The organism is Nocardia sp. NPDC056564, assembly GCF_042793755.1.
Classification (GTDB): domain Bacteria; phylum Actinomycetota; class Actinomycetes; order Mycobacteriales; family Mycobacteriaceae; genus Nocardia.
This window is the reverse complement of record NZ_JBHTUR010000008.1, coordinates 81,759-100,521: the sequence shown is the minus strand read 5'-3', so window position 1 is coordinate 100,521 and position 18,763 is coordinate 81,759. Positions and strand designations below refer to the sequence as shown.

At 69.5% G+C, this 18,763-nt stretch carries 15 protein-coding genes; 5 read left to right on the top strand and 10 right to left on the bottom strand.

All coding sequences use genetic code 11. The annotated features are described in order from the left end of the window. Positions 1-192 precede the first annotated feature (192 nt). A complete protein-coding gene (locus ACFQ9K_RS21300; RefSeq protein ID WP_378714462.1) occupies positions 193-1,665 on the top strand; it encodes an MFS transporter in 1,473 nt (490 codons plus the stop codon). 54 nt (positions 1,666-1,719) lie between these two features. On the opposite strand, the gene ACFQ9K_RS21295 is transcribed toward ACFQ9K_RS21300, so the two are convergent. Next, positions 1,720-2,829, bottom strand: a complete 1,110-nt coding sequence (locus tag ACFQ9K_RS21295) for a DegT/DnrJ/EryC1/StrS family aminotransferase (protein WP_378714464.1) — start codon at positions 2,827-2,829, stop codon at positions 1,720-1,722. A gap of 145 nt (positions 2,830-2,974) precedes the next feature. On the opposite strand from ACFQ9K_RS21295, the gene ACFQ9K_RS21290 reads away from it, so the two are divergent. Beyond that, positions 2,975-3,901, top strand: a complete 927-nt coding sequence (locus tag ACFQ9K_RS21290) for an NAD-dependent epimerase/dehydratase family protein (RefSeq protein ID WP_378714466.1) — start codon at positions 2,975-2,977, stop codon at positions 3,899-3,901. Between the two features lie 24 nt (positions 3,902-3,925). Here ACFQ9K_RS21290 and ACFQ9K_RS21285 read toward each other — a convergent pair whose 3' ends face one another. Beyond that, positions 3,926-5,146 carry a methyltransferase domain-containing protein gene (locus tag ACFQ9K_RS21285; RefSeq protein ID WP_378714468.1) on the bottom strand — a complete coding sequence of 407 codons (1,221 nt, stop codon included), beginning with the start codon at positions 5,144-5,146 and terminating at the stop codon, positions 3,926-3,928. A gap of 146 nt (positions 5,147-5,292) precedes the next feature. Here ACFQ9K_RS21285 and ACFQ9K_RS21280 point away from each other — a divergent pair, with 146 nt between their 5' ends. Beyond that, complete coding sequence (locus ACFQ9K_RS21280) at positions 5,293-8,013, top strand: family 78 glycoside hydrolase catalytic domain (protein ID WP_378714469.1); 2,721 nt, start codon at positions 5,293-5,295, stop codon at positions 8,011-8,013. Positions 8,014-8,016: 3 nt separating this feature from the next. Here ACFQ9K_RS21280 and ACFQ9K_RS21275 read toward each other — a convergent pair whose 3' ends face one another. After that, on the bottom strand, positions 8,017-8,487 hold the full coding sequence (locus ACFQ9K_RS21275) for a MarR family winged helix-turn-helix transcriptional regulator (protein ID WP_378714471.1): 471 nt from the start codon (positions 8,485-8,487) through the stop codon (positions 8,017-8,019). 118 nt (positions 8,488-8,605) lie between these two features. Here ACFQ9K_RS21275 and ACFQ9K_RS21270 point away from each other — a divergent pair, with 118 nt between their 5' ends. After that, positions 8,606-10,489: a DEAD/DEAH box helicase gene (locus ACFQ9K_RS21270; RefSeq protein WP_378714473.1), complete on the top strand. Its 1,884-nt coding sequence runs from the start codon at positions 8,606-8,608 to the stop codon at positions 10,487-10,489. Beyond that, positions 10,489-11,046: an SWIM zinc finger family protein gene (locus ACFQ9K_RS21265; protein WP_378714474.1), complete on the top strand. Its 558-nt coding sequence runs from the start codon at positions 10,489-10,491 to the stop codon at positions 11,044-11,046. The genes ACFQ9K_RS21270 and ACFQ9K_RS21265 overlap by 1 nt, the downstream gene beginning before the upstream one ends. 43 nt (positions 11,047-11,089) lie before the next feature. Here ACFQ9K_RS21265 and ACFQ9K_RS21260 read toward each other — a convergent pair whose 3' ends face one another. Genes ACFQ9K_RS21260 through ACFQ9K_RS21230 form a run of 7 tightly spaced genes read right to left on the bottom strand, consistent with a single transcriptional unit; the run spans position 11,090 to position 18,719 of the window. Further along, complete coding sequence (locus tag ACFQ9K_RS21260; RefSeq protein WP_378983462.1) at positions 11,090-12,586, bottom strand: FAD-binding oxidoreductase; 1,497 nt, start codon at positions 12,584-12,586, stop codon at positions 11,090-11,092. Beyond that, on the bottom strand, positions 12,583-13,776 hold the full coding sequence (locus tag ACFQ9K_RS21255) for a cytochrome P450 (RefSeq protein WP_378714477.1): 1,194 nt from the start codon (positions 13,774-13,776) through the stop codon (positions 12,583-12,585). The genes ACFQ9K_RS21260 and ACFQ9K_RS21255 overlap by 4 nt, the downstream gene beginning before the upstream one ends. Positions 13,777-13,779: 3 nt before the next feature. Further along, positions 13,780-14,934: an aromatic ring-hydroxylating dioxygenase subunit alpha gene (locus ACFQ9K_RS21250; protein ID WP_378714478.1), complete on the bottom strand. Its 1,155-nt coding sequence runs from the start codon at positions 14,932-14,934 to the stop codon at positions 13,780-13,782. 15 nt (positions 14,935-14,949) lie between these two features. After that, entirely contained in the window at positions 14,950-16,110 is a 1,161-nt protein-coding gene (locus tag ACFQ9K_RS21245) for a class I SAM-dependent methyltransferase (RefSeq protein ID WP_378714479.1), read from the bottom strand. Next, positions 16,107-16,418, bottom strand: coding sequence for a muconolactone Delta-isomerase family protein (locus tag ACFQ9K_RS21240; RefSeq protein ID WP_378714480.1), 312 nt, complete (start codon positions 16,416-16,418; stop codon positions 16,107-16,109). The genes ACFQ9K_RS21245 and ACFQ9K_RS21240 overlap by 4 nt, the downstream gene beginning before the upstream one ends. Positions 16,419-16,432: 14 nt before the next feature. After that, a complete protein-coding gene (locus tag ACFQ9K_RS21235) occupies positions 16,433-17,695 on the bottom strand; it encodes an activator-dependent family glycosyltransferase (protein ID WP_378714482.1) in 1,263 nt (420 codons plus the stop codon). Positions 17,696-17,711: 16 nt separating this feature from the next. Continuing rightward, positions 17,712-18,719 carry a hypothetical protein gene (locus tag ACFQ9K_RS21230; protein WP_378714483.1) on the bottom strand — a complete coding sequence of 336 codons (1,008 nt, stop codon included), beginning with the start codon at positions 18,717-18,719 and terminating at the stop codon, positions 17,712-17,714. Positions 18,720-18,763 lie beyond the last annotated feature (44 nt).

Genomic DNA, 18,763 nt, shown 5'->3' with positions numbered 1-18,763 from the left:
GGCAACATAATCTCGCAAAAAAATGCCTTCTACCAGGGCATTAAATGGCATACAATCGATGTAATCATATGCTTCACACTAGTTTTGGATACATCTTTCCGGAATTGTCAATTCGATTTCCTATGTGCGACCCGGGAAAAACCCTCGTACTCTCTGCAAGGTCGCTCTCCGCGCAGAAGGAATGGGGAAATAATGTCGTTAGACGCTACTCCGGTGACCCTGATGAAGGAGCCCGGCGCAGCACCACCGGCCGGGCGCACGGGCACCGCGCTGGCGATCATCGTCGTGGTGCAGCTCATGCTCACCATCGACCTGATGATCGTGACGGTGGCGCTGCCGTCGATCGGGCGGGACCTGGGGTACAGCGAAAACGGACTCGCCTGGGTGGTCAACGCCTACGGCCTGGCGCTGGGCGGCCTGATGCTGCTGGGCGGCAGGCTCGGCGACACCTTCGGCCGGCGCCGGATCTTCCTGGGCGGCATCGTGCTGTTCACCGTCGCCTCGCTGGTCGGCGGATTCGCGGTGACCGGCTGGTGGTTCCTGGCCTGCCGCGGCCTACAGGGCGTCGGCGCGGCGTTGGTCATGCCGAACTGCCTGGCGCTGATCCTGAGCCTGTTCCCCGCGGGGCCCGAGCGCACCAGGGCGATCGCCACCTCGGCGGCGGCGTCCAGCTCGGGCGCGGTGGTCGGGCTGCTCCTCGGCGGCGTGCTGTCCACCGGATTGTCCTGGCGCTGGGTCATGTTCGTCAATGTGCCGGTCGGCATCGCCGTGTTCGTCCTCGCGCCGCTCTACATCCGGGAGCAGGCTCGCATCCGCGGCAGGTTCGACCTCGCGGGCGCGCTGACCTCGGCGCTCGGGGTCGCGCTGCTGGTCTACGGGCTCTCCCACGCGGGCGAGTCGGGCTGGTCGACCGTGTCGGTATGGCTGCCGATCCTGGCGGGCGCGGCCCTGTTCGTCGCGTTCACGATGGTGGAACGGCAAGCGGCGCAACCGATCATGCCGCTGTCGCTGTTCCGCGACCGGAACCGGGTCACCGCCTACATCTCGGCCGTGCTGGTGACCGGCACCATGATCGGTCAGGCGTTCTTTCTCACCATGTATCTGCAGGGGCCGCTGGGCTTCAGCGCGCTACTGACCGGGTTCGCGTTTCTCACAACAGGTTTCGCCCTGGTGATCAGCTCGACCCTGGTGATCGGGCTGATCCGGCGGATCGGCGAGCGGTGGATGACCTTCCTCGGCGCGCTGCTGCTCATCGCGGGCAACCTGTGGCTGACCACGCTCTCGCTCGACAGTGGTTATTGGGGAACGATTTTCGGTCCGCTGGCGCTGACCGGCGTCGGCATGGCGGCCACCCTCATCCCGGCCACCGAGATGGCCGGCGCCGGCGTCGAGTCGGACAACTACGGGTCCGCGTCCAGCACCTACAACACCATGCTGCAACTGGGCGGACCGCTGGTGCTGGCCGTGCTCGTGACGGTGCTGACCAGCGCCACCAGGACGATCACGGTGCCCGCCGAGCTGCCCGCCGACCGGGCCGCGGACTACGTGCTCACCGCGAGCATGGCCCCCGGGTTCTGGACGGCGACGATCCTGGCGGCCGGGGTGGCCGTGACCAGCCTGTTCATCCGGCGGAGTGTTCCGGCCGCCGTGCCGGTTCCGGCCTGAACGCGCCCCGGCGCCACGCCCGCGGCGGGCGTGGTGCCGGGTTTGCCCGCTCGCTCAGAGGCGGGCGAGGATCTCGCGCAGCGCGCCGATCACCTTGTCCTGCACGTCCAACGGCAGCGACGGGTACATCGGCAGCGAGAAGATCTCGTCCGCCAGCGCCTCGGTGACCGGCAGCGAACCCTTGGCGTAGCCCAGTTTCGCGAAGCCGGACATGGTGTGCACCGGCCAGCGGTAGCTGACGTTCAGTTGAATGTCATAGTCCCGCAACGCCTCCAGGATCTCGTCGCGCCGCGGGTGGCGAACCACGTACAGGTAGTACACGTGGTCGTTGCCGTCGGCCAGCACGGGGAGACCGAGCTCGGTGTCGGCCAGCCCCTCGGCATAGCGGGCGGCGACGGCGCGGCGGCCCGCGATGTACTCGTCGAGCCGGCCGAGCTTGCGTCGCAGAATCTCCGCGTGCACCTCGTCGAGCCTGCTGTTGTGGCCCGGGGTCTCGACCACGTAGTACCGCTCGGCCATGCCGTAATACCGCAGCCTGCGCAACCGCTGATCGATCTCCTCGGTCGCGGTGACGACCGCGCCGCCGTCGCCGTACGCGCCGAGCACCTTGGTGGGATAGAAGGAGAACGCGCTCGCGTCGCTCATGGTGCCCGCGATCCGCCCGCGCTGCCGGGCGCCGTGCGACTGCGCGCAGTCCTCCAGGATCCGCAGACCGTGCTCGGCCGCCAGCAGGCGCAGCGGCTCCATGTCGACGCACTGCCCGTAGAGGTGCACCGGCACAATGCATCTGGTGCGATCGGTGATCGCCGCGGCCACCTGTGTGGTGTCCATGAGGTAGTCCTCGGCGCGGATGTCCACGAACACCGGGGTCGCGCCGAGGGCGTCGATGGCGACGACGGTCGGCGCCGCGGTATTGGACACCGTGATCACCTCGTCGCCGGCGCCGACGCCGAGGGCCTGCAGGCCGAGTTTGATCGCGTTGGTGCCGTTGTCCACGCCCACCGCGTGTCGAAGTCCGTGGTACGCGGCGAATTCGTGCTCGAACGAGCGGGTGCTCTCGCCGAACACGAGCTGGCCGGACCGGAAGACCTTGTCCACGGCGGCGAGAATGTCGTCGCGCTCGCGGTCGTATTCCGAGAGATAGTCCCACACCAAGGTAGCCAAGGATCAGTCCTCTGCAGTCGGGTCGATTCGCTCTCCGGTCTACCAACGCCGACTCGAACCTGACTGGAACTTTCACTGGAGCCCGATCGTGCTGCCGGACGCTTGACAGCACCCCTAGCCTGAACCTGTCGGGAGGAGAAAGCTGTTGGCGCACAACGAGATCAAGACGGCGGCGGTATTGGGCGGCACAGGCTGGGTCGGCAGGCACCTGTGCGCGGCGCTGGCCGAGGGCGGCACCCGCGTGGTCGCGGTGGCCCGCGGCCACACCCCGGGATTGCGCTGCGACCGGTTCGCCGCGCTCGACCTGGCCGGCGCGCCCGCGGCGACCATCGCGGAGCTGTTGCACGCGGAGTCGGCCGACCTGGTGATCAACGCGACCGACGCCGCGAACGCGACCGACGGATGGGACCGTACCGAACCGGAACTGGTACGGGCCAACGTTTCCCTGGTCGAGCACGTTCTGCACGCGGTGCGGGCGCAGCGGCGGCCGGTGCGGGTGGTGCACATCGGCACGATGCACGAGTACTCGCCCGTCGCGTTCGGCACGCCGGTCGACGAAGCGATGCCGTGCGAACCCGAATCCGCTTATGCCCGAACCAAACTCGCGGGATCGCGGGCGGTGCTGGCGGCGGCGCGCACCGGCGCGGTGGACGGCATCGTGCTGCGCGCGGTGAATGTGTGCGGGCCGCACCCGTCACCGGCCAGCCTGCCGGGCAAGCTGGTGGCGCTGCTGGCCGCGGGCACGGTGCGGCTGCCGATCGCCGCGGCGCACCGGGATTGGCTGGACGTGCGCGATCTGGCGCGCGCGGCGGTGGCCGCCGCACAGCGGCCGGGCGTCACCGGGGTGGTCAATATCGGCAGTGGCCGGGCGGTGCCGATGCGCGAATTCGTCGAAACCTTCGTCCAGGAAGCAGGTTTCCCGCTGTCGGTCGTGGAAGACACCTCGACCGAGGTACCGAGCTACGGCGGGTCGTGGTTGCAAGCCGACATCCGCAAGGCCGGCGACGCGCTCGGCTGGAAACCCCGCTGGTCCCTGCGGGATTCGTTGCGGGACATGTGGGCGGCCCGCTGACGGGCCGCCCGGCCGACGACCCGGTCAGCCCACCACGCGAACGTTCGGCGTGTAGAGGATCCACTTGCCGCCGGCCGCGCTGAAGGCGGTCTCCTTGGCCATGATCTCCTGCGCGTGATTCCACGCGAACAGCAGTGCGTAGTCGGGGTAGGACTCGGCGAACGCCTCGGCGGGCCGCACCGGCAGGTGCGCACCGGGGGTCAGCCTGTGCTGCTTGGCCGGAGTGGTGTCGCAGACGTAGCTCACCAGATCCGGGGTGATGCCGCAGTAGTTGGTGACCGTGGCGCTCTTGGCCGTGGCGCCGTATCCGACGACGGTGGCGCCCGCGGCCTTCAGCTCGTGCAGCAGCGCGATCAGCTCGGTGCGGATCACGCCGACCGCGGTGGCGAACTCGGCGAGGGTGGCCGGGTCGTGCAGGCGCCGCGCCGACTCCTCGGCCAGCAGGTCGGCCACGGCCGGGGTCGGCACCCGCGCACCGGCGCGGGCCAGGGTGTAGCGGACCTCGCCGCCGTGCACCGGCAGCCGTTCGACGTCGACCAGCTCGAAGCCGAACCGCTGGGCCATCGCGCGCACGGAGGTGGCGCTGAAGAAGTAGAAGTGCTCGTCGTAGATCTGGTCGAACGAGGTGCGTTCGATGATCTCGCCCAGGTACGGGTCCTCGAACACGAACACCCCGCCCGGGGTGAGCAGCGCGTCGAGTCCCGCGAAGATCGAGTCGACGTACGGGATGTGGCAGAACGTGTTGGCCGCGAAAACGACGTCGGCCGGGCCGTATTCGGCCCGCACCGCGGTCGCGGTGGCGGCCTCGAAGAACTCGGTGAGCACGGTGACGCCCTGGGTGCGGGCGTGGTCGGCGACCCCGGCCGAGGGCTCGACGCCCAGATGGCGCACCCCGGCCTTGGCGATGGTGCGGAGCATGATGCCGTCGTTGCTGCCGAGTTCGACAATGAACGGATCGGTTCCGGTGAGTTCTTTTTCCAGGAAGGTGTTCGCGGTGTTCTCGAAATGTTCACGCATTACCGAGGAACCCGAGGAGAAATACGGATAATCGGTGTGGAACATTTTCGCCCGAGGCACTTCCTCCAGCAATTGCACCATCGAGCACGACGCACAGCGACCGACCGCGAGACGGTAGAAGAACTCCGCATCCTCCTGCTCCGGGGCACGGAAGGCATCCGACAACGGCTGCCGCCCGAAGTCGATGAACTCGATAACCACATCGCCACAGACTCGACATTCGACCATGTCCCGAACTGTATCCACGCCCGCGCGAAGAACGCTCGAATCCTGCTCGAACCCGGCTGCGCGAAACAATTCAGCGCACTAGCATCGGCCATTGAGGAATTACTTTTCCGGCGCGCCTGCGCGGTCGTTCGAATTGGGGAGATTGCATGCCATCCAGCGGTTCCGCCGAAATCCTGGTCGTCGGCCTGACGACGAACTACCTGGTCGACCCGCGCGGAATCGATGACCGCACACCCGCGCTGGGCTGGCGGCTGGTCGCCACCGAGCGTTCGGTCACCCAAACGGCCTACCAGATCCGCGCCGCCTCGACGCCGCGGCACCTCGAGCTGGACCGGCCGGACCTGTGGGATACCGGCCGGACCGTTTCGGATCGCCAGGTGGATATCGGCTACGGCGGCCGGCCGCTGGCCGCCCGCGATCAGGTGTTCTGGCAGGTCCGGGTGTGGACCGACGGCGGTCGCGCGTCGGCCTGGAGTCCGGTCGGGCACTGGGAGATCGGCCTGCCCGAACCGGCCGATTGGACGGCGGACTGGATCACCGACTCGGTACCCGCGCGGCCGGACGGGCCGTTGCCGATCTTCGCCAAGCGCTTCACCGCCGCGGCGGAACGGCGGATCGTGCAGGCGCGCCTTTACGTTTCGGGCCTCGGCCTGTACGAGGCGCGGCTCAACGGACGCAAGGTCGGTGCGGATGTGCTGCTGCCGAGCGTCACCGATTACCGAAAGCGGGCGCTGTACCAGACCTATGACGTCACCGAGCAGCTGCGAGCGGGCGACAACGTGGTGGGGTTGCTGGTCGGCAACGGCTTCTTCAACGTGCCCGAACGCGCGGGCCGCTATTGGGAATCGGTGACCTGGAAGAGCGGCCTCGGCGGCAGCGGGGAGACGGTCCGGCTGGCGGGCGAGCCGAAAGTCATCGCACAGTTGGAGATTCGCTACGACGACGGGACAGCCCAGCAGGTGTCCAGCGACTCCACCTGGCGGGTCGACGACGGCCCCCTCGACTTCTCCGGCTACTACGGCGGCGAGGATTACGATGCGCGCCGCTGGCAACCCGGCTGGGACCGGCCCGAGGGCGACCATTCCGCATGGCGATCCGCCGCCGTCGCGGCCGACGCTCCGGCAACGCTCAGCGCGCAATTCGAGCCCGCGGTGGTCGAGGCCGAACGGCTGAAGGCGATCGCGCTGACCGAACCCGAACCGGGCGTCTACGTGTTCGATTTCGGCACGTCCTTCGTCGGCTGGCCGCGGATCGAGGTGGCGGCGCCCGCCGGAACACGGATCGCGCTGCTGCCCGGCTGGTACCTCGACAACGGCAGGGTCAGCCAGCGCGGCATGGTCGGGTGGGTGCCGAATGTCGTTGTCGCCGATCACTACACGGCGGCGGGCAACGGGGTGCAGACGTGGCATCCGCGCTTCACCTATCACGGTTTCCGTTACCTCGAGGTGCGCGGACTGCCGACCCCGCCGGCGCTGTCGAGCGTGACCGGGATCGCGGTGCGCGCCGGCGCCGATACCACCGCCGAATTCGACTGCTCCGAAACACTTCTCAACGACATCGACCGCATCGCCGACCGCAGCATGCGCAGCGCCATGATCGCGCCCACCATGCCCACCGATCCCAACCGGGAGAAGGCAGGCTGGCAGGCCGACCGCGGGGTCGCGCTCAGCGGGGTGCACCGCTACGACTTCGCCGCCTACAACCAGGCGATGCTGCGCGACGTCTTCGACGCGCAACGCCAGGACGGCGCGCTGCCCGGCATCGTCCCCGATCCCACCGATTTCTGGTACATCGGCGACCTCAACTGGACCGGCGCGCCGGTCGTGCAGGCCTTCGAGAACTACCGCCGCTACGGCGATACCGCGTCGCTGCGCCGCCACTATCCGGCGATGCGGCGCTACTTCGGGCTGCTGCGCTCGCGCGAACAAGACGGGCTGTATCCGGCGGGTGAGTTCGCGGAGGGCTTCTTCGGCGACTGGATGTACCCGGGTCAGCACTGGCAACGTCCGTTCGACCCGGACAACGCCTACTTCACCCCGCCCGAACTGACGGTGGCATGGGGGTATTGGCGAATCGCGACCGCCATGGCGGGCATCGCGCGGGCCTTGGACAAGACCGGCGAGTCACTCGAGTATCGGCGCAAGGCCGAGGCGATCGCCACGCGGTACCACGAGAAATTCTTCGACCCCACCACCGCCACGTACGCGCCGGGGACACCGACGGCGACCGCGCTCGCCCTGTATATCGGCGCTCCCCCACCGCATGTGCGGGAATCGGTGCTCGCGGCGCTGGTCGCACAGATCCGCGAATCCGGAAACCACCTGAACGCCGGGATGATCGGGTTGCTCGCGCTGGTCCGCGTGCTCACCAAAGCAGGCCGGCACGACGTGCTCTACGACGTCGCGGTCGAAACCAGTTATCCCAGTTACGGATACTGGCTCGCGCACGGCGCCACCGCGCTACCGGAGAGCTGGGAGTGGAACGGCCGCGAGGGCGTGGCGGACCTGAATATCCTCGGCGGACTGACCTCGTGGTTCACCGGTGGCCTGGCAGGCATTCGACCCGACCTCGACGCGGTCGCGTTCGACAAGATCCGCATCGCCCCCGCCGTCGTCGGCTCGCTCACGAGCGCCGCCGCGACCCTCCGGACCGTGCGCGGCGAGATCGTCAGCCGCTGGCAGCGCGACGGCACCGCGCTGACGCTGGAAGTCGTTGTGCCGGTGAACAGTACCGCCACCGTCGTGGTGCCGCTGCTGTGCGCGCACGCGGAAATCAAGACGGCAGAGGAGGCGCGATTGATCGATCGCGACGACCGGTTCGCCACCTATGAGACGGGGTCGGGAGCGTGGACGTTCACCCAGCACTGAACGCTACGCGCCCGCGTTCAACCGATCGGCCTCCGCGACGGCACTGGCCAGGCTGCGTTCGACGAACCGGTGCAGCACCCGCAACTCCTCGTCGGTGAAGTCGGCCAGATCGAGGTGGGTCCGGGCGGTCAGCCCCGCGTAGTAGGAGCTGACTCGCTCGAGCCCTTCGGGAGTGGGCACGACCACGACCTTGCGCCGATCCTTCGGGTCGTGCGCCCGGGTGACGCAGCCGGCCGCCTCCAGCCGGTCGACCATCCGGGTGGCCGATCCTGCGGTCAGCCCGACCCGGGCGGCCAGCGCGCCCGGCGTGGTCGGCCCGCCCTGCTGGAGCGCGTGCAGGCAGTGGAAGTCGGTCATGATCACGCCCATCTGGGTCGCGACCAGGCTGTTGATCCGGATCAACTGCTGAATCCAGTCCGGCAGTAGCTCGATCAACGCCTCGACCTGAGGTTTCTCCTGCTGACCCATAGTCATGTGACACGGCCCGATCCGTTGAAGTATCCTTGCGTCGCACAACTTTCACGCTGCACAATAATTCCAGCACACAATATCACCGCTACACAATCATGCGGCGAGCACCCGTTGCAAGGAGTTGGTCCGACTGTCTGGACGAACGCAAGTTCCCCGTCTGCAGGCCACATTCGTCCCCGCCGAGAACGCCTTCGCCTGGTGGGGGCCCGCCGAACTGGACGAGGCCGTGCGCGAACACGGCCTGCCGACCGGACGGGTCTCGACCTGTTCGCTGGCCGCGCCCGAGGGCGGCGCGGTCGTCGCGGCCGACCGGGACGTGCGGCTCATCGATCTGAACGAGGCCGTGCCCGCGCTGCTCGCGCTGGACCGGCGGGCCAAGGTGGGCAAGTCGGTCAAGAGCTGGCAGGCCGCCGCCCGGCTGCTGGACGGCGACGGCGAGGACAAGGACGCCGAGTTCGACGACCTGGCCGCCCGGATGCCGGTCGCCGCGCACGCCGTGACCAACCCGGAGGGCGCGGCGGTCGCCGCGCCGGCCGCGTTGCTGGCCCAATTCCGCAGGGCGGCAAGCACTACGGCGACCCTGGCCGGCACCGCGGTGAACGCCACGTTGCGCCCCTACCAGGTGCACGGCGTCGCCTGGCTCAACTCCCGCCCCGAACTGGGCACCGGCGGCGTGCTCGCCGACGAGATGGGTCTCGGCAAGACGCTGCAGGCCATCTGCCTGCTGGCCATCCGCCGCACCGAGCGCCCGCACCTGGTGGTCTGCCCGACCTCGCTGATCGGCAACTGGCGGCGCGAAATCGCGCGCTTCTCCCCGAGCACGCCGGTGCTGCGCTTCCACGGCAGCAACCGCGACCTGCCCGACGAGTGGGCACCGGGCACCGTGGTGATCACCAGCTATCCGGTGCTGCGCAGCGACAAGCGGCTGCTCGACAACACCTGGGACATCGTCGTGCTGGACGAGGCGCAGCAGATCAAGAACCCGGACGCGCAGGCCAGCCGGGCCGCCGCACGGCTGACCGCGACCGTGCGGATCGCCATGACCGGCACGCCCGTGGAGAACCGGCTCGACGAGCTGTGGTCGATCTTCCACGTCACCAACCCCGGCCTACTGGGCACGCGCGGCCGGTTCCGGCAGCGGTTCGTCGCGCCGATCGAACAGCGCCGCTCCACCTCGGCCGCCGCCGCGCTCAACACCCTGGTGCGCCCGCACATGCTGCGCCGCACCAAGGATCTGGTCGCCGCCGAACTGCCGCCCAAGCAGTACACCTCGATGATCTGCACGCTCACCGACGAGCAGGTGCGGCTGTACCGGGAGGCCACGGACCGGGCGTTCGACCAGGGACTGGGCAGTGGTATCGGCCGCAGCGGCCGGGTGCTGGCGCTGCTGACCGCGCTCAAGCAGATCTGCAACCATCCGGCGCACTACCTCGAGGACGGGCCTGCGGGACCGGGCCGGTCGGGCAAGTTCGACCGGGCCACCGAGATGCTGTCCGAGATCGTCGACGACGGCGACCGCGCCCTGGTGTTCACCCAGTACCGCATCATGGGCGAGCTGCTCTCGGCGGCGCTGGGCAAGACGCTGGGCACCGGCCCGGTGCCGTTTCTGCACGGCGGGCTCTCCGGCGACAAACGTGACGAGCTGGTCCGGGCGTTCCAGGAGGACGACGATTCGCCGCCGGTGCTGCTGCTGAGCCTGCGCGCGGCCGGGTTCGGGCTCAACCTGACCAGGGCCGCGCACGTGATGCACTACGACCGCTGGTGGAACCCGGCCGTCGAGGAGCAGGCCACCGACCGCGCCCACCGCATCGGCCAGCAGCGCACGCTCAACGTGTACACGCTGGTCTCCGGCGGCACGATCGAGGACCACATCGCGCAGATGCACGACGCCAAGCGCGGCATGGCCGACGTCGTCGTCGGCGGCGACACCGAGGCCGCGCTGGCCAAACTGTCCGACGACGAGCTGCACGCCGTCCTCGATCTCGACCTGGGAGCGATCTCGTGATGCCCGCCGAATTCGGCGCCACCCCCTGGGGGCGCGCCTGGACCCGCGTCGTCGAGTCCACCACCGCCGCGGTCCCGAATCCGTTGCTGCCCAAGGCCCGCAGCGTCGCGCGCAATCATGGCGCCACGCTGACCACCGAGGTCGGCCTGGTCATCGCGAAGGTCGTCGTGTCGGGGACCGAGTCCACCGTCCGGATCGAGTTGCCGCGCTGGCCGGCGGAGACCGAGCGGGACGCCGAGCGGCTGATCGCCAAGTCGCTGGCGGCCAATCCCGGCCTGGCCGGCGGTGACCTGCCGGACAGTTTGGAGGCCGAATTCGCCGCCGCGGGAATCACTTTCGCGGTCCCACTGGCCGAGCAGGCGGCGACCTGCGACTGCCGGACGCGCAAACGCCCGTGCGTGCACATCCTGGCCGGGCTGTACGCGCTGTCGATGCGGGTGGACGAGCGCCCGCGACTGGCCGTCGAACTGCGGATGGACAGCGCGGCGGTGGCCGAGGAGGCCGACCCGGACTGGATCCCGCTGGCCGAGCTGGACGCGGCGAGCTTCTACGGCTGACCGAAGGGCCCGGTCGCCCCCGGAGGGGTGGCCGGGCCCGAGCTCACGCCTTGATGCCGAGCGCGTGGGTGAAGAAGCCGGTCGGGTCGTAGGCGGCCTTGGCCCGCCGCAGCCGCGGGTAGTTGTCCTTGTAATAGAGGTCGTGCCAGGCGGATTCCGACGTGTTCCAGTGCGGATCGGCCAGGTCGGTGTCGGGGTAGTTGATGTAGGACCCGTCCGACTGACCGTTCAGATCGGGAACGCCGCCGCTGTGCGCGTACAGGTCTCGGTAGAACGATCGGATCCAGGCGATGTGCCGCTCCTCCCCGGCCGGGTCGGTCCAGTTGTTCAGGTAGAACGCCTTCAGGACCGAATCACGTTGCGCGGTGGCGGTGGCGTCGGGCGCGACCGCGGACGCCTGGCCGCCGTACGCGGCGAGGATGACGCCCGCGGTCGGATTGTCGTACGTGTCGTCGGTGAGGTAGCGGTAGATGACCTCGATCTGCTCGTCCGTGTAGCGCCGCCGCAGGTACGCCGCCTTGCACTTGGCCCGCTGGCCGTAGACGTCGCCGCGCATCCGCGGCCACAGCATCGATCGCAACCACGGTCGTCGCTGCACGTCGTGGCGGTAGGGCACGCCGACGCCCTCGTCGAGCGCATCCAGGTAGTCCGACAGCATCCGCTCGGCGCCGTCGACGGTCGCGTCCACCTGGGTGAGCAGCGCGATGGTGTTCGTCTGCGCGCGCAGCACGGTGAGGATGGAGAACAGCGCGTTCTCCGGCATGCCCGGCGCGCTGTGCCGCTCGTGCCAGCTGCCGTGATTGGCCAGCAGCCTGCGGAAGGACTCCGGGGTCAGGTCCGGCCAGGACCACGTGGTCAGGCCGTCGAGCACCTCGGCGGGCGGTTGCGGCAGCAGGCGGGCCGGGTCGTCGCCCGTGGCGTCCGGCGCCCGCATCCAATACTTGGTCACCACGCCGAAATTCCCACCGCCGCAACCGGTGTGCGCCCACCATAGGTCGTGGTGCGGATCGGCCGGGTCGCGGGTGCCGACCATGATCCGCGCCGTTCCGGACGCGTCCACGGTGACGACCTCCACCGCGTACAGATGATCGACGACGCACCCGTGCGCGCGCGTCAACGGGCCGTAACCGCCGCCGAGGATGTGCCCGCCCGCGCCGACCGTGTACTCCAGGCCGGCCGGGATCGCGACACCCCAGCCCTTGAGCAGGCTGCGATAGACCTCGCCGAGCAGCGCGCCCGGCTCGATCACGAACGCCCGCATCCCGGGGTCGTAGTCCACCCGGTTCATGCGCGAAAGATCCAGCAGCACTTCGGTTTCCGCCGAGTCGACGAAGTCCTCCAGGCAGTGCCCGCCGCTGCGGATCGCCACCCGCGCACCGGTGTCGGCGGCCGACTGCACCGCCGCCAGCACGTCCTCCGGAGTCGCAGGCACGTGCACGACGCGCGGCGTACACCGGAAGCGGCCGTTCGCGGCCGTCGTCACCTCGGCGTAGCGCGGGTCCGTGGGCGTGATGACGGTGCGATCGAGCATCCCTCTCATCGGCGCACCAGATCCATCGGCAGCTTCTTCGTGCCGTTGAAGTCCTTGGGATCGTGGAACACGATGTCCTCGTCCTCGGCCACCCGGAAGTCCTCGAACCGGTCGAACATGGCGGTCAGCGCGATCCGGACCTCCTGCCGGGCCAGCGGCGCGCCGAGACAGAAGTGAATTCCCTTGCCGAAGGCCAGATGTCGCGCCTGCCTGCGGTGGATGTCGAACACGTCCGGATCGGCGAACTCGGCCTCGTCCCGCATGGTCGACACCAGCGAGGCGCTGACCAGCGAGCCCTTCGGGATGTGCCGGCCACCCAGTTCGACGTCGGTGAGCGCGCGCCGATCGATCCACACCAGCGGCGACCGATAGCGCATGACCTCCTCGATCGCGGGCCCCAGCAGCGCGGGCTCGGCGCGCAATTGCTTGACCAGGCCGGGGTTTTCGTCCAGGCACAGCAGCGCGTTGGTGAGCACGGTGCTGGTGGTGAGGTGCCCGGCGATGAGCAGCAGCGCGAGGAATCCGAGGATCTCGAAGTCGTCCAGCTTGCGTCCGTTCAGCTCCGCGTCCAGCAGGTCGCGGATCAGCCCGTCCTTGTCCGAGCGGCGATAGCTGTCGACGTGGCTGAGCAGGTACTGGTTCATCTCCCGGATGGACGGCGCCATCGCGGCCACGCCCTCCTCGCTGAACAGCGCGTCCACCCCGTTGTCCACCAGCAGCGCGTCGGCCCACTTACGGAACAGGTGCCGGTCGGCCACCGGCAGGCCCATCACCTCGGCGATCACGATCACCGGCAGCGGAGCGGCCAGGTCGGACACGATGTCTACCCGGTCCTGGCCGCGTTCCACGGTCGCGTCGAGCAGTTCGGCCGCGACCTGCTCGACCCTGGGCACCAGGCTCTGCACGAACCTCGGCGTGAACCCCTGGGTCACCAGCCCGCGTAACTCCTTGTGCCGCGGCTCATCCATCGCCTGGAAGTTGCCCTTGCTGAAGTTGCGCAGCTCCTCGTGATCCGGAATGAACTCGCTGAGGTCGTTGGAGAAGACCTCGAAATCGGAGATCACCCGCAGCCCGTCGGTGTAGCGCAGCACCTCCCAACGACCGGTCGGCTCGTGGAACCGGACCGGCTCCTGCACCCTGGCCTGCGCGTAATCGTCCATCATGGCGCGCAGTTTCGGGGAAATGTGCGGACCGCCCATGGGTCAGACCTCCTGGGTGAGTGCGAGCGCGAGCTGGCGGTAGAACGCGAGCACGCCGGGTTCCTTGGGACTCAGGTGACCTCGCTCGATGAACCGGGAATCGAGGGTGCGCTGCACCGCCTCCATGCCCGCCTGGTCTTCGGCGTTGATCACGCTGGTGATCGACTCGATCTCCTTGCGCATCACCTCGAGCGAGACGTGCTCCAGCGCCTGCCGGGGCACCAGGGTGCCGCCGCGAACCTGGGTGCGGTCCAGCGACAGCGGGATGATGCTGATCCAGGCGATGGACTCGCCGAAGGTCGCCACCGCGCCGCACGGGAACATCCGGTAGCTGTACATGACCGACCGCTCGGCCTCGGTGAGCGGCAGGATCGGCGCCTCGAACGGGGTGCCCGCCGCACTGAGCAGCCGGGCCACCCACGGCGAGTCCAGGTGCACGGTCATGTCGATGCCGCCGGTCATCAACGGGCGCACGGTTTCCGGGTGCAGGCCGATGGCGTGGTAGTTCTCGTACCCGTTCTCGACCGCGACCTTCCAGTTGCAGGCCCACTCCTCGGTCCAGTGGCTCACCTGGACCATGTCGTCGAGCCGGTAGTTGGTCATCTCGGTCTCGACGATGGCCAGATCCGGTTCGAACGAGCGGGCCTCGGCGTCGAGGTTGACGAACACCAGGCCGTGCCATTCGCGCACCGCGAAGCCGGGCAGGCGGCAGGCGGCCGGATCGAAGTCGGGGTTGTCGCGCATGTAGGTGGCCGCGCGCAGCGAGCCGTCCAGGTTGTACCGCCACAGGTGATAGGAACAGGTGAAATCCTTCACCGTGCCCTCCCCCGGCTCGACCAGCGGCATCGCCCGGTGCCGGCACACCGGCGACATGCCGTGCAGCTGTCCGTCTGCGCCGCGGGTGATCGCCACCGGCTCGCCGGCGATGGACAGCGCCACGTAATCGCCGGGCGCGGCCAGCTGGTCGGTGTGCGCCACCATGATCCAGGAACGGTGGAAGATCTGGGTCCGCTCCAGCTCGTACACCTGCGGCGAGGTGAACATCTGCGGCGGCAGGCTCAGCGCGGGTGGCTCGGGTTCCGCGTAGGCGCGGACGTCGGCCAGCAATTCGGCCACCGACAGGTCGGGCGTGGGTCCGGTTCGGACGGTTGTGTTCACTGCGGTCTCTCCGATTCAGTCGGTGGGCGGGAGGGCGCCCAGCGCCGCCCACGCCGCGTCGTCCATCCACGGCGGGATCCCGACCTCGCCGTTGGTGCCCTTCTCGACGAAGGCGATATTGCGGTAGGCCCGCACTCCCACCACGTCGCGCTGGGTCACGGTCGGGGCGCCGCCGGGGGTGTGCTCGTGGTGGTGCAGGTCGTCGACCAGACGCTTGATCAGGCCGATGGAGGTGTCTGGGCCCGCGGACGGACCCGCGGTGCCGCCCATGCGCGGGATGTACGCGGTCTGCATGTCCTCGATGACATAGAGCCCGCCCGGTCGCACGTGCGGGAACAACGCGTCGAATGACGTTCGCACATGCGCGTTCTCGTGGCTGCCGTCGTCGATGACGATGTCGAACGGCCCGTACGCCGCGGCCAGCGCGGCCAGCGCCGCCGGGTCGCTCTGGTCGCAGACCAGCGCGGTCTGCCGCGGTTGGTTCAGCGCCGACTTGTCGAACAGGTCGATGCCGAACACCTGCCCGCGGTGGAAATACCGCTTCCACATCCGCAGCGAGCCGCCGCCGAGGTCGCCGTCGAAACCGCCGATGCCGATCTCCAGGATGCGCACCGGCTCGTCCCGGTACGGGGCGAACTCGCGCTCGTAATGCCCGGTGTACCAATGGAAGCTGGCCCACTTGTCCGAGCCCGACGCCGAGCACAGCGCGCCCAGTTCGTGCCGAGGAATGGTCAGCCCGGTCATCAGCGCGCCGGAGGCCAGGCTGGTCGAGACGACCAGGCCGGGCAGCCGGGACAGATCGTCCGGACGGCTGGGCAGGAAGACGTCGCTGAAGTCGCCGGTGCGGCGCTGGTCCGGCCTGCCGTAGACCCGGCGGACCAGGTGGGTCAGCGACATGCCCAGCTCGCGGCAGATCTCGGCCGGTGCGTCGGCGGTCGACCGGGTGATGGGTTCGCCACCGACGCAATGGAATACGACGCGACGGGTCTCGTTCTCGTGGGTGACGTCCAGCGCGATGTCCACCGGATCCGGATTGTTCGGCACCGAGGCGCGGAACAGCACCTCGTCGATCAGCGCGCCGAGCACCGCGTCCACGCCCAATTCCTTGACCAGCAAAGCGATTTCGACATCCGACGAGGTGCCTGCCCGGAGCAGGCGATCCAGCGGCCCGTTCATGACCGCTCGGCGGGCTTGTTCCAGATCGCCAACTTGTCGAAGGCGCCGGGGGTGGCCAGCGGAATCACCTCGAACTTCAGGTGCGGGCTGACCGGGTTGTCGTACAGCACGCTCAGCAGTTCCTCGTGCGAGGCCACGTCGTAGATGTTGAGCCCGCCGGACGCACCGACCCGGATCCAGCTGTGCCGGATGATGCCCTTCTCCACCAGGGCGCGCGTGTAGGCGAAGCCTTCACCGAGCCGCTCGCGGAACTCCTTCGCCTCGCCCGGGGCCGGGGCCTGCGTGGCCAGGACGGCAAACAAAGCCATGACTTCTCCTTCGGTTAGTGCGTCAGCTGGGGGCGGTAGCGGGCGGCGGCCGCGACCAGGGTGTCCACCACCTCGCCGGGGCTGGGCTCGGCCAGCATCCGGTCGCGCAGGGCCAGCGCGCCCGCGCCGAACGCGGGCTCGCCGAGCAGCCGCAGCACGCCCGCGCGCAGCCTGCTCCCGGTCAGCTCGTGCGGCGGAAGATAAAGGCCCGCACCGAGATCGCTGAGCCGTTGCGCGCGGTAGACGTTGTCCCACATGCCCGCGACCACCAGCTGCGGCACGCCGTACACGGCCGCGGTGGACCAGGTGCCCGCGCCGCCGTGGTGGATGATCGCCGCGCAGGTGGGCATCAGGGCGTGCAGCGGCACGAAGTCCACCACCCGCGTGTTCGCCGGAATCCGGCCGACCTCGGCGGCCTGGGCCTGGTTGAGCGTGGCCACGATCTCGATGTCCAGGTCCGCGACCGCGTCGAACAGCTCGGCCGGGGAGATCAGGTTCGGGTAGGCCATGTCCCGCGAGGTGATGCCCAGGGTCAGGCAGATCCGGGGCCGCGCCGGCGTCTCCCGCAACCAGTCGGGCACCTCGGACACCCCGTTGTAGGGCACGTACCGCATGGGCACGGACTCGTTCGGGCTGGGCAGCCGCACGCCCTCGGGCATCTGGTCGATGCTGAAATCCCCGGTGACGACCCGCTCGTCGTAGTCGAGGCCGTGCCGGGCGAGGGTCCAGGTCAGCCACTCCTCGAGCGCGTCGTCGCGCAGCTCCGGCGGCAACGCGGCGGTGTCGGCCAGGAACGCTGCGCGCGAGAGGGCGAAAAGGTCTGGGCCCCACAGCAACCGGGCGCCCGCGGCGGCGCAGGCGCGGGCCGCGACCCCGCCGGCGAAGGAGAACGGCTCCCAGATCACCAGGTCCGGCTGCCACCAGCGGGCGTATTCGACCAGCTCGTCCACCATGGAGTCGTTGTTGGCCTGCGCGTAGAACGTCGCGGTGAGCAGGGAATTGGCCGCCTTGCGAGCGCGCGGGCCGCCGCGTTCACCGGTGAAATCGATGTCGCGGTAGAAGCCGGTCAGCTCCTCGCCCAGGTCCCGCACGATCTCGTGATGGGTGTGGTCGGTGCCGACCGGGACGGCGGTCAGCCCGGCCCTGGTGATCGCCGTGGTGAGCGCGGGCTGGCTGGCGAACCGCACCTCGTGCCCGGCGGCGCGCAGCGCCCAGGCCAGCGGCACCGTTCCGTTGAAGTGCGCTTCTACCGCGAGGGACGTCATGAGTACTCGCATTGCGGGCGGCTCCTCGTCAGTGGGTGGTCAGGGAGTTCGAGTCGGCGACCGGCAGCCGAACCAGGGCACCGGTGACCGGTGCGCGCAGCCGGCGCACCGGCGCGCCGTCGAGCCGCAGCCCGGGGAAGCGAACCGCCGCGGCGGCCAGTACGGTCGCCGCCGCGCCGCGGGTGAACGCCGCGACTCCGGGCACGCCGCGCAGGCCGAGCCCGGCCGCGCCGACGTGCACGACCACCTCCGCACCCGCGGCGATCCGTTCCGCACCCAGTCGCAGGTCCACGCGGGCCACCCGGCGGTCCAGTCGCAGCGGTGGGTGTTCGGTGAGCACATCGTCGAGCAGCGCGCCGACCGTCACCGGGTCGGCGGCCAACGCCTGCCAGCGCGCCGGATCGGCGAGCAGCAGGTGCGCGGCCGTCGCGGCGAGCGTCACCGTCAGGTCCACGCCCCGGACGGAAAGCGGAAGAGCGTTGTCCGGCACCAGCTTTCGCAGGCCCGCGTAGGCTTCGACGACCGCTCGGACATCGGCCAGCCGTGGCGCGCAGAGCACGGCGTCCACCGCCGGGCCCGCCGCGACGGCGTATCCGGTGTACGCGGCCAGATCCGCACTCGGCACCGTCAGCACCTCGGCGGCGAGCCCCGCGACCGCCGGGCGCAGCACGTCGCGCACGAGGTCGAAGCGGGCGCCGAGCCCGTCGAACCGCACGCCACCCGCGGGCGGCGGCGCGGTCCACGTCGATTCGGGGAACGGGTCCGTCTCCGCCAGCACGTGCCCGGCGGGCAGCTCGGTGCCGAAGCTCGGATCGGTGAGCACCCGCTCGGCGAGTTCCGGATCGCTCACCACCCAGGCGCCGGGCCTGCTGCGATACACCGGACCCCGTTCCCTGATCCGGGCGGTGAGCGTCGCGGTGTCCTCGTCCTCGGCGCGCAACAGCACGGCATACGGGTCCCCGCCGTGCGCGAACAGGAAATGCATCCCGCGCTCGGTGAGCAGCCGCCGGCCCAGATCGGTATCGGTCCTGGTCATGACGCGGCCAGGGTGGTCGGTTCGCCGTGCACCGGGACGATCAG

What these genes read in the sequence shown, in the direction of transcription:
- ACFQ9K_RS21300 (WP_378714462.1), top strand. Translation starts at nt 193, where the DNA reads ATGTCGTTAGACGCTACTCCGGTGACCCTGATGAAGGAGCCCGGCGCA.
- ACFQ9K_RS21285 (WP_378714468.1), bottom strand. Translation starts at nt 5,146, where the DNA reads ATGGTCGAATGTCGAGTCTGTGGCGATGTGGTTATCGAGTTCATCGAC.
- ACFQ9K_RS21280 (WP_378714469.1), top strand. Translation starts at nt 5,293, where the DNA reads ATGCCATCCAGCGGTTCCGCCGAAATCCTGGTCGTCGGCCTGACGACG.
- ACFQ9K_RS21275 (WP_378714471.1), bottom strand. Translation starts at nt 8,487, where the DNA reads ATGACTATGGGTCAGCAGGAGAAACCTCAGGTCGAGGCGTTGATCGAG.
- ACFQ9K_RS21265 (WP_378714474.1), top strand. Translation starts at nt 10,489, where the DNA reads ATGCCCGCCGAATTCGGCGCCACCCCCTGGGGGCGCGCCTGGACCCGC.
- ACFQ9K_RS21260 (WP_378983462.1), bottom strand. Translation starts at nt 12,586, where the DNA reads ATGAGAGGGATGCTCGATCGCACCGTCATCACGCCCACGGACCCGCGC.
- ACFQ9K_RS21255 (WP_378714477.1), bottom strand. Translation starts at nt 13,776, where the DNA reads ATGGGCGGTCCGCACATTTCCCCGAAACTGCGCGCCATGATGGACGAT.
- ACFQ9K_RS21245 (WP_378714479.1), bottom strand. Translation starts at nt 16,110, where the DNA reads ATGAACGGGCCGCTGGATCGCCTGCTCCGGGCAGGCACCTCGTCGGAT.
- ACFQ9K_RS21240 (WP_378714480.1), bottom strand. Translation starts at nt 16,418, where the DNA reads ATGGCTTTGTTTGCCGTCCTGGCCACGCAGGCCCCGGCCCCGGGCGAG.
- ACFQ9K_RS21235 (WP_378714482.1), bottom strand. Translation starts at nt 17,695, where the DNA reads ATGCGAGTACTCATGACGTCCCTCGCGGTAGAAGCGCACTTCAACGGA.
- ACFQ9K_RS21230 (WP_378714483.1), bottom strand. Translation starts at nt 18,719, where the DNA reads ATGACCAGGACCGATACCGATCTGGGCCGGCGGCTGCTCACCGAGCGC.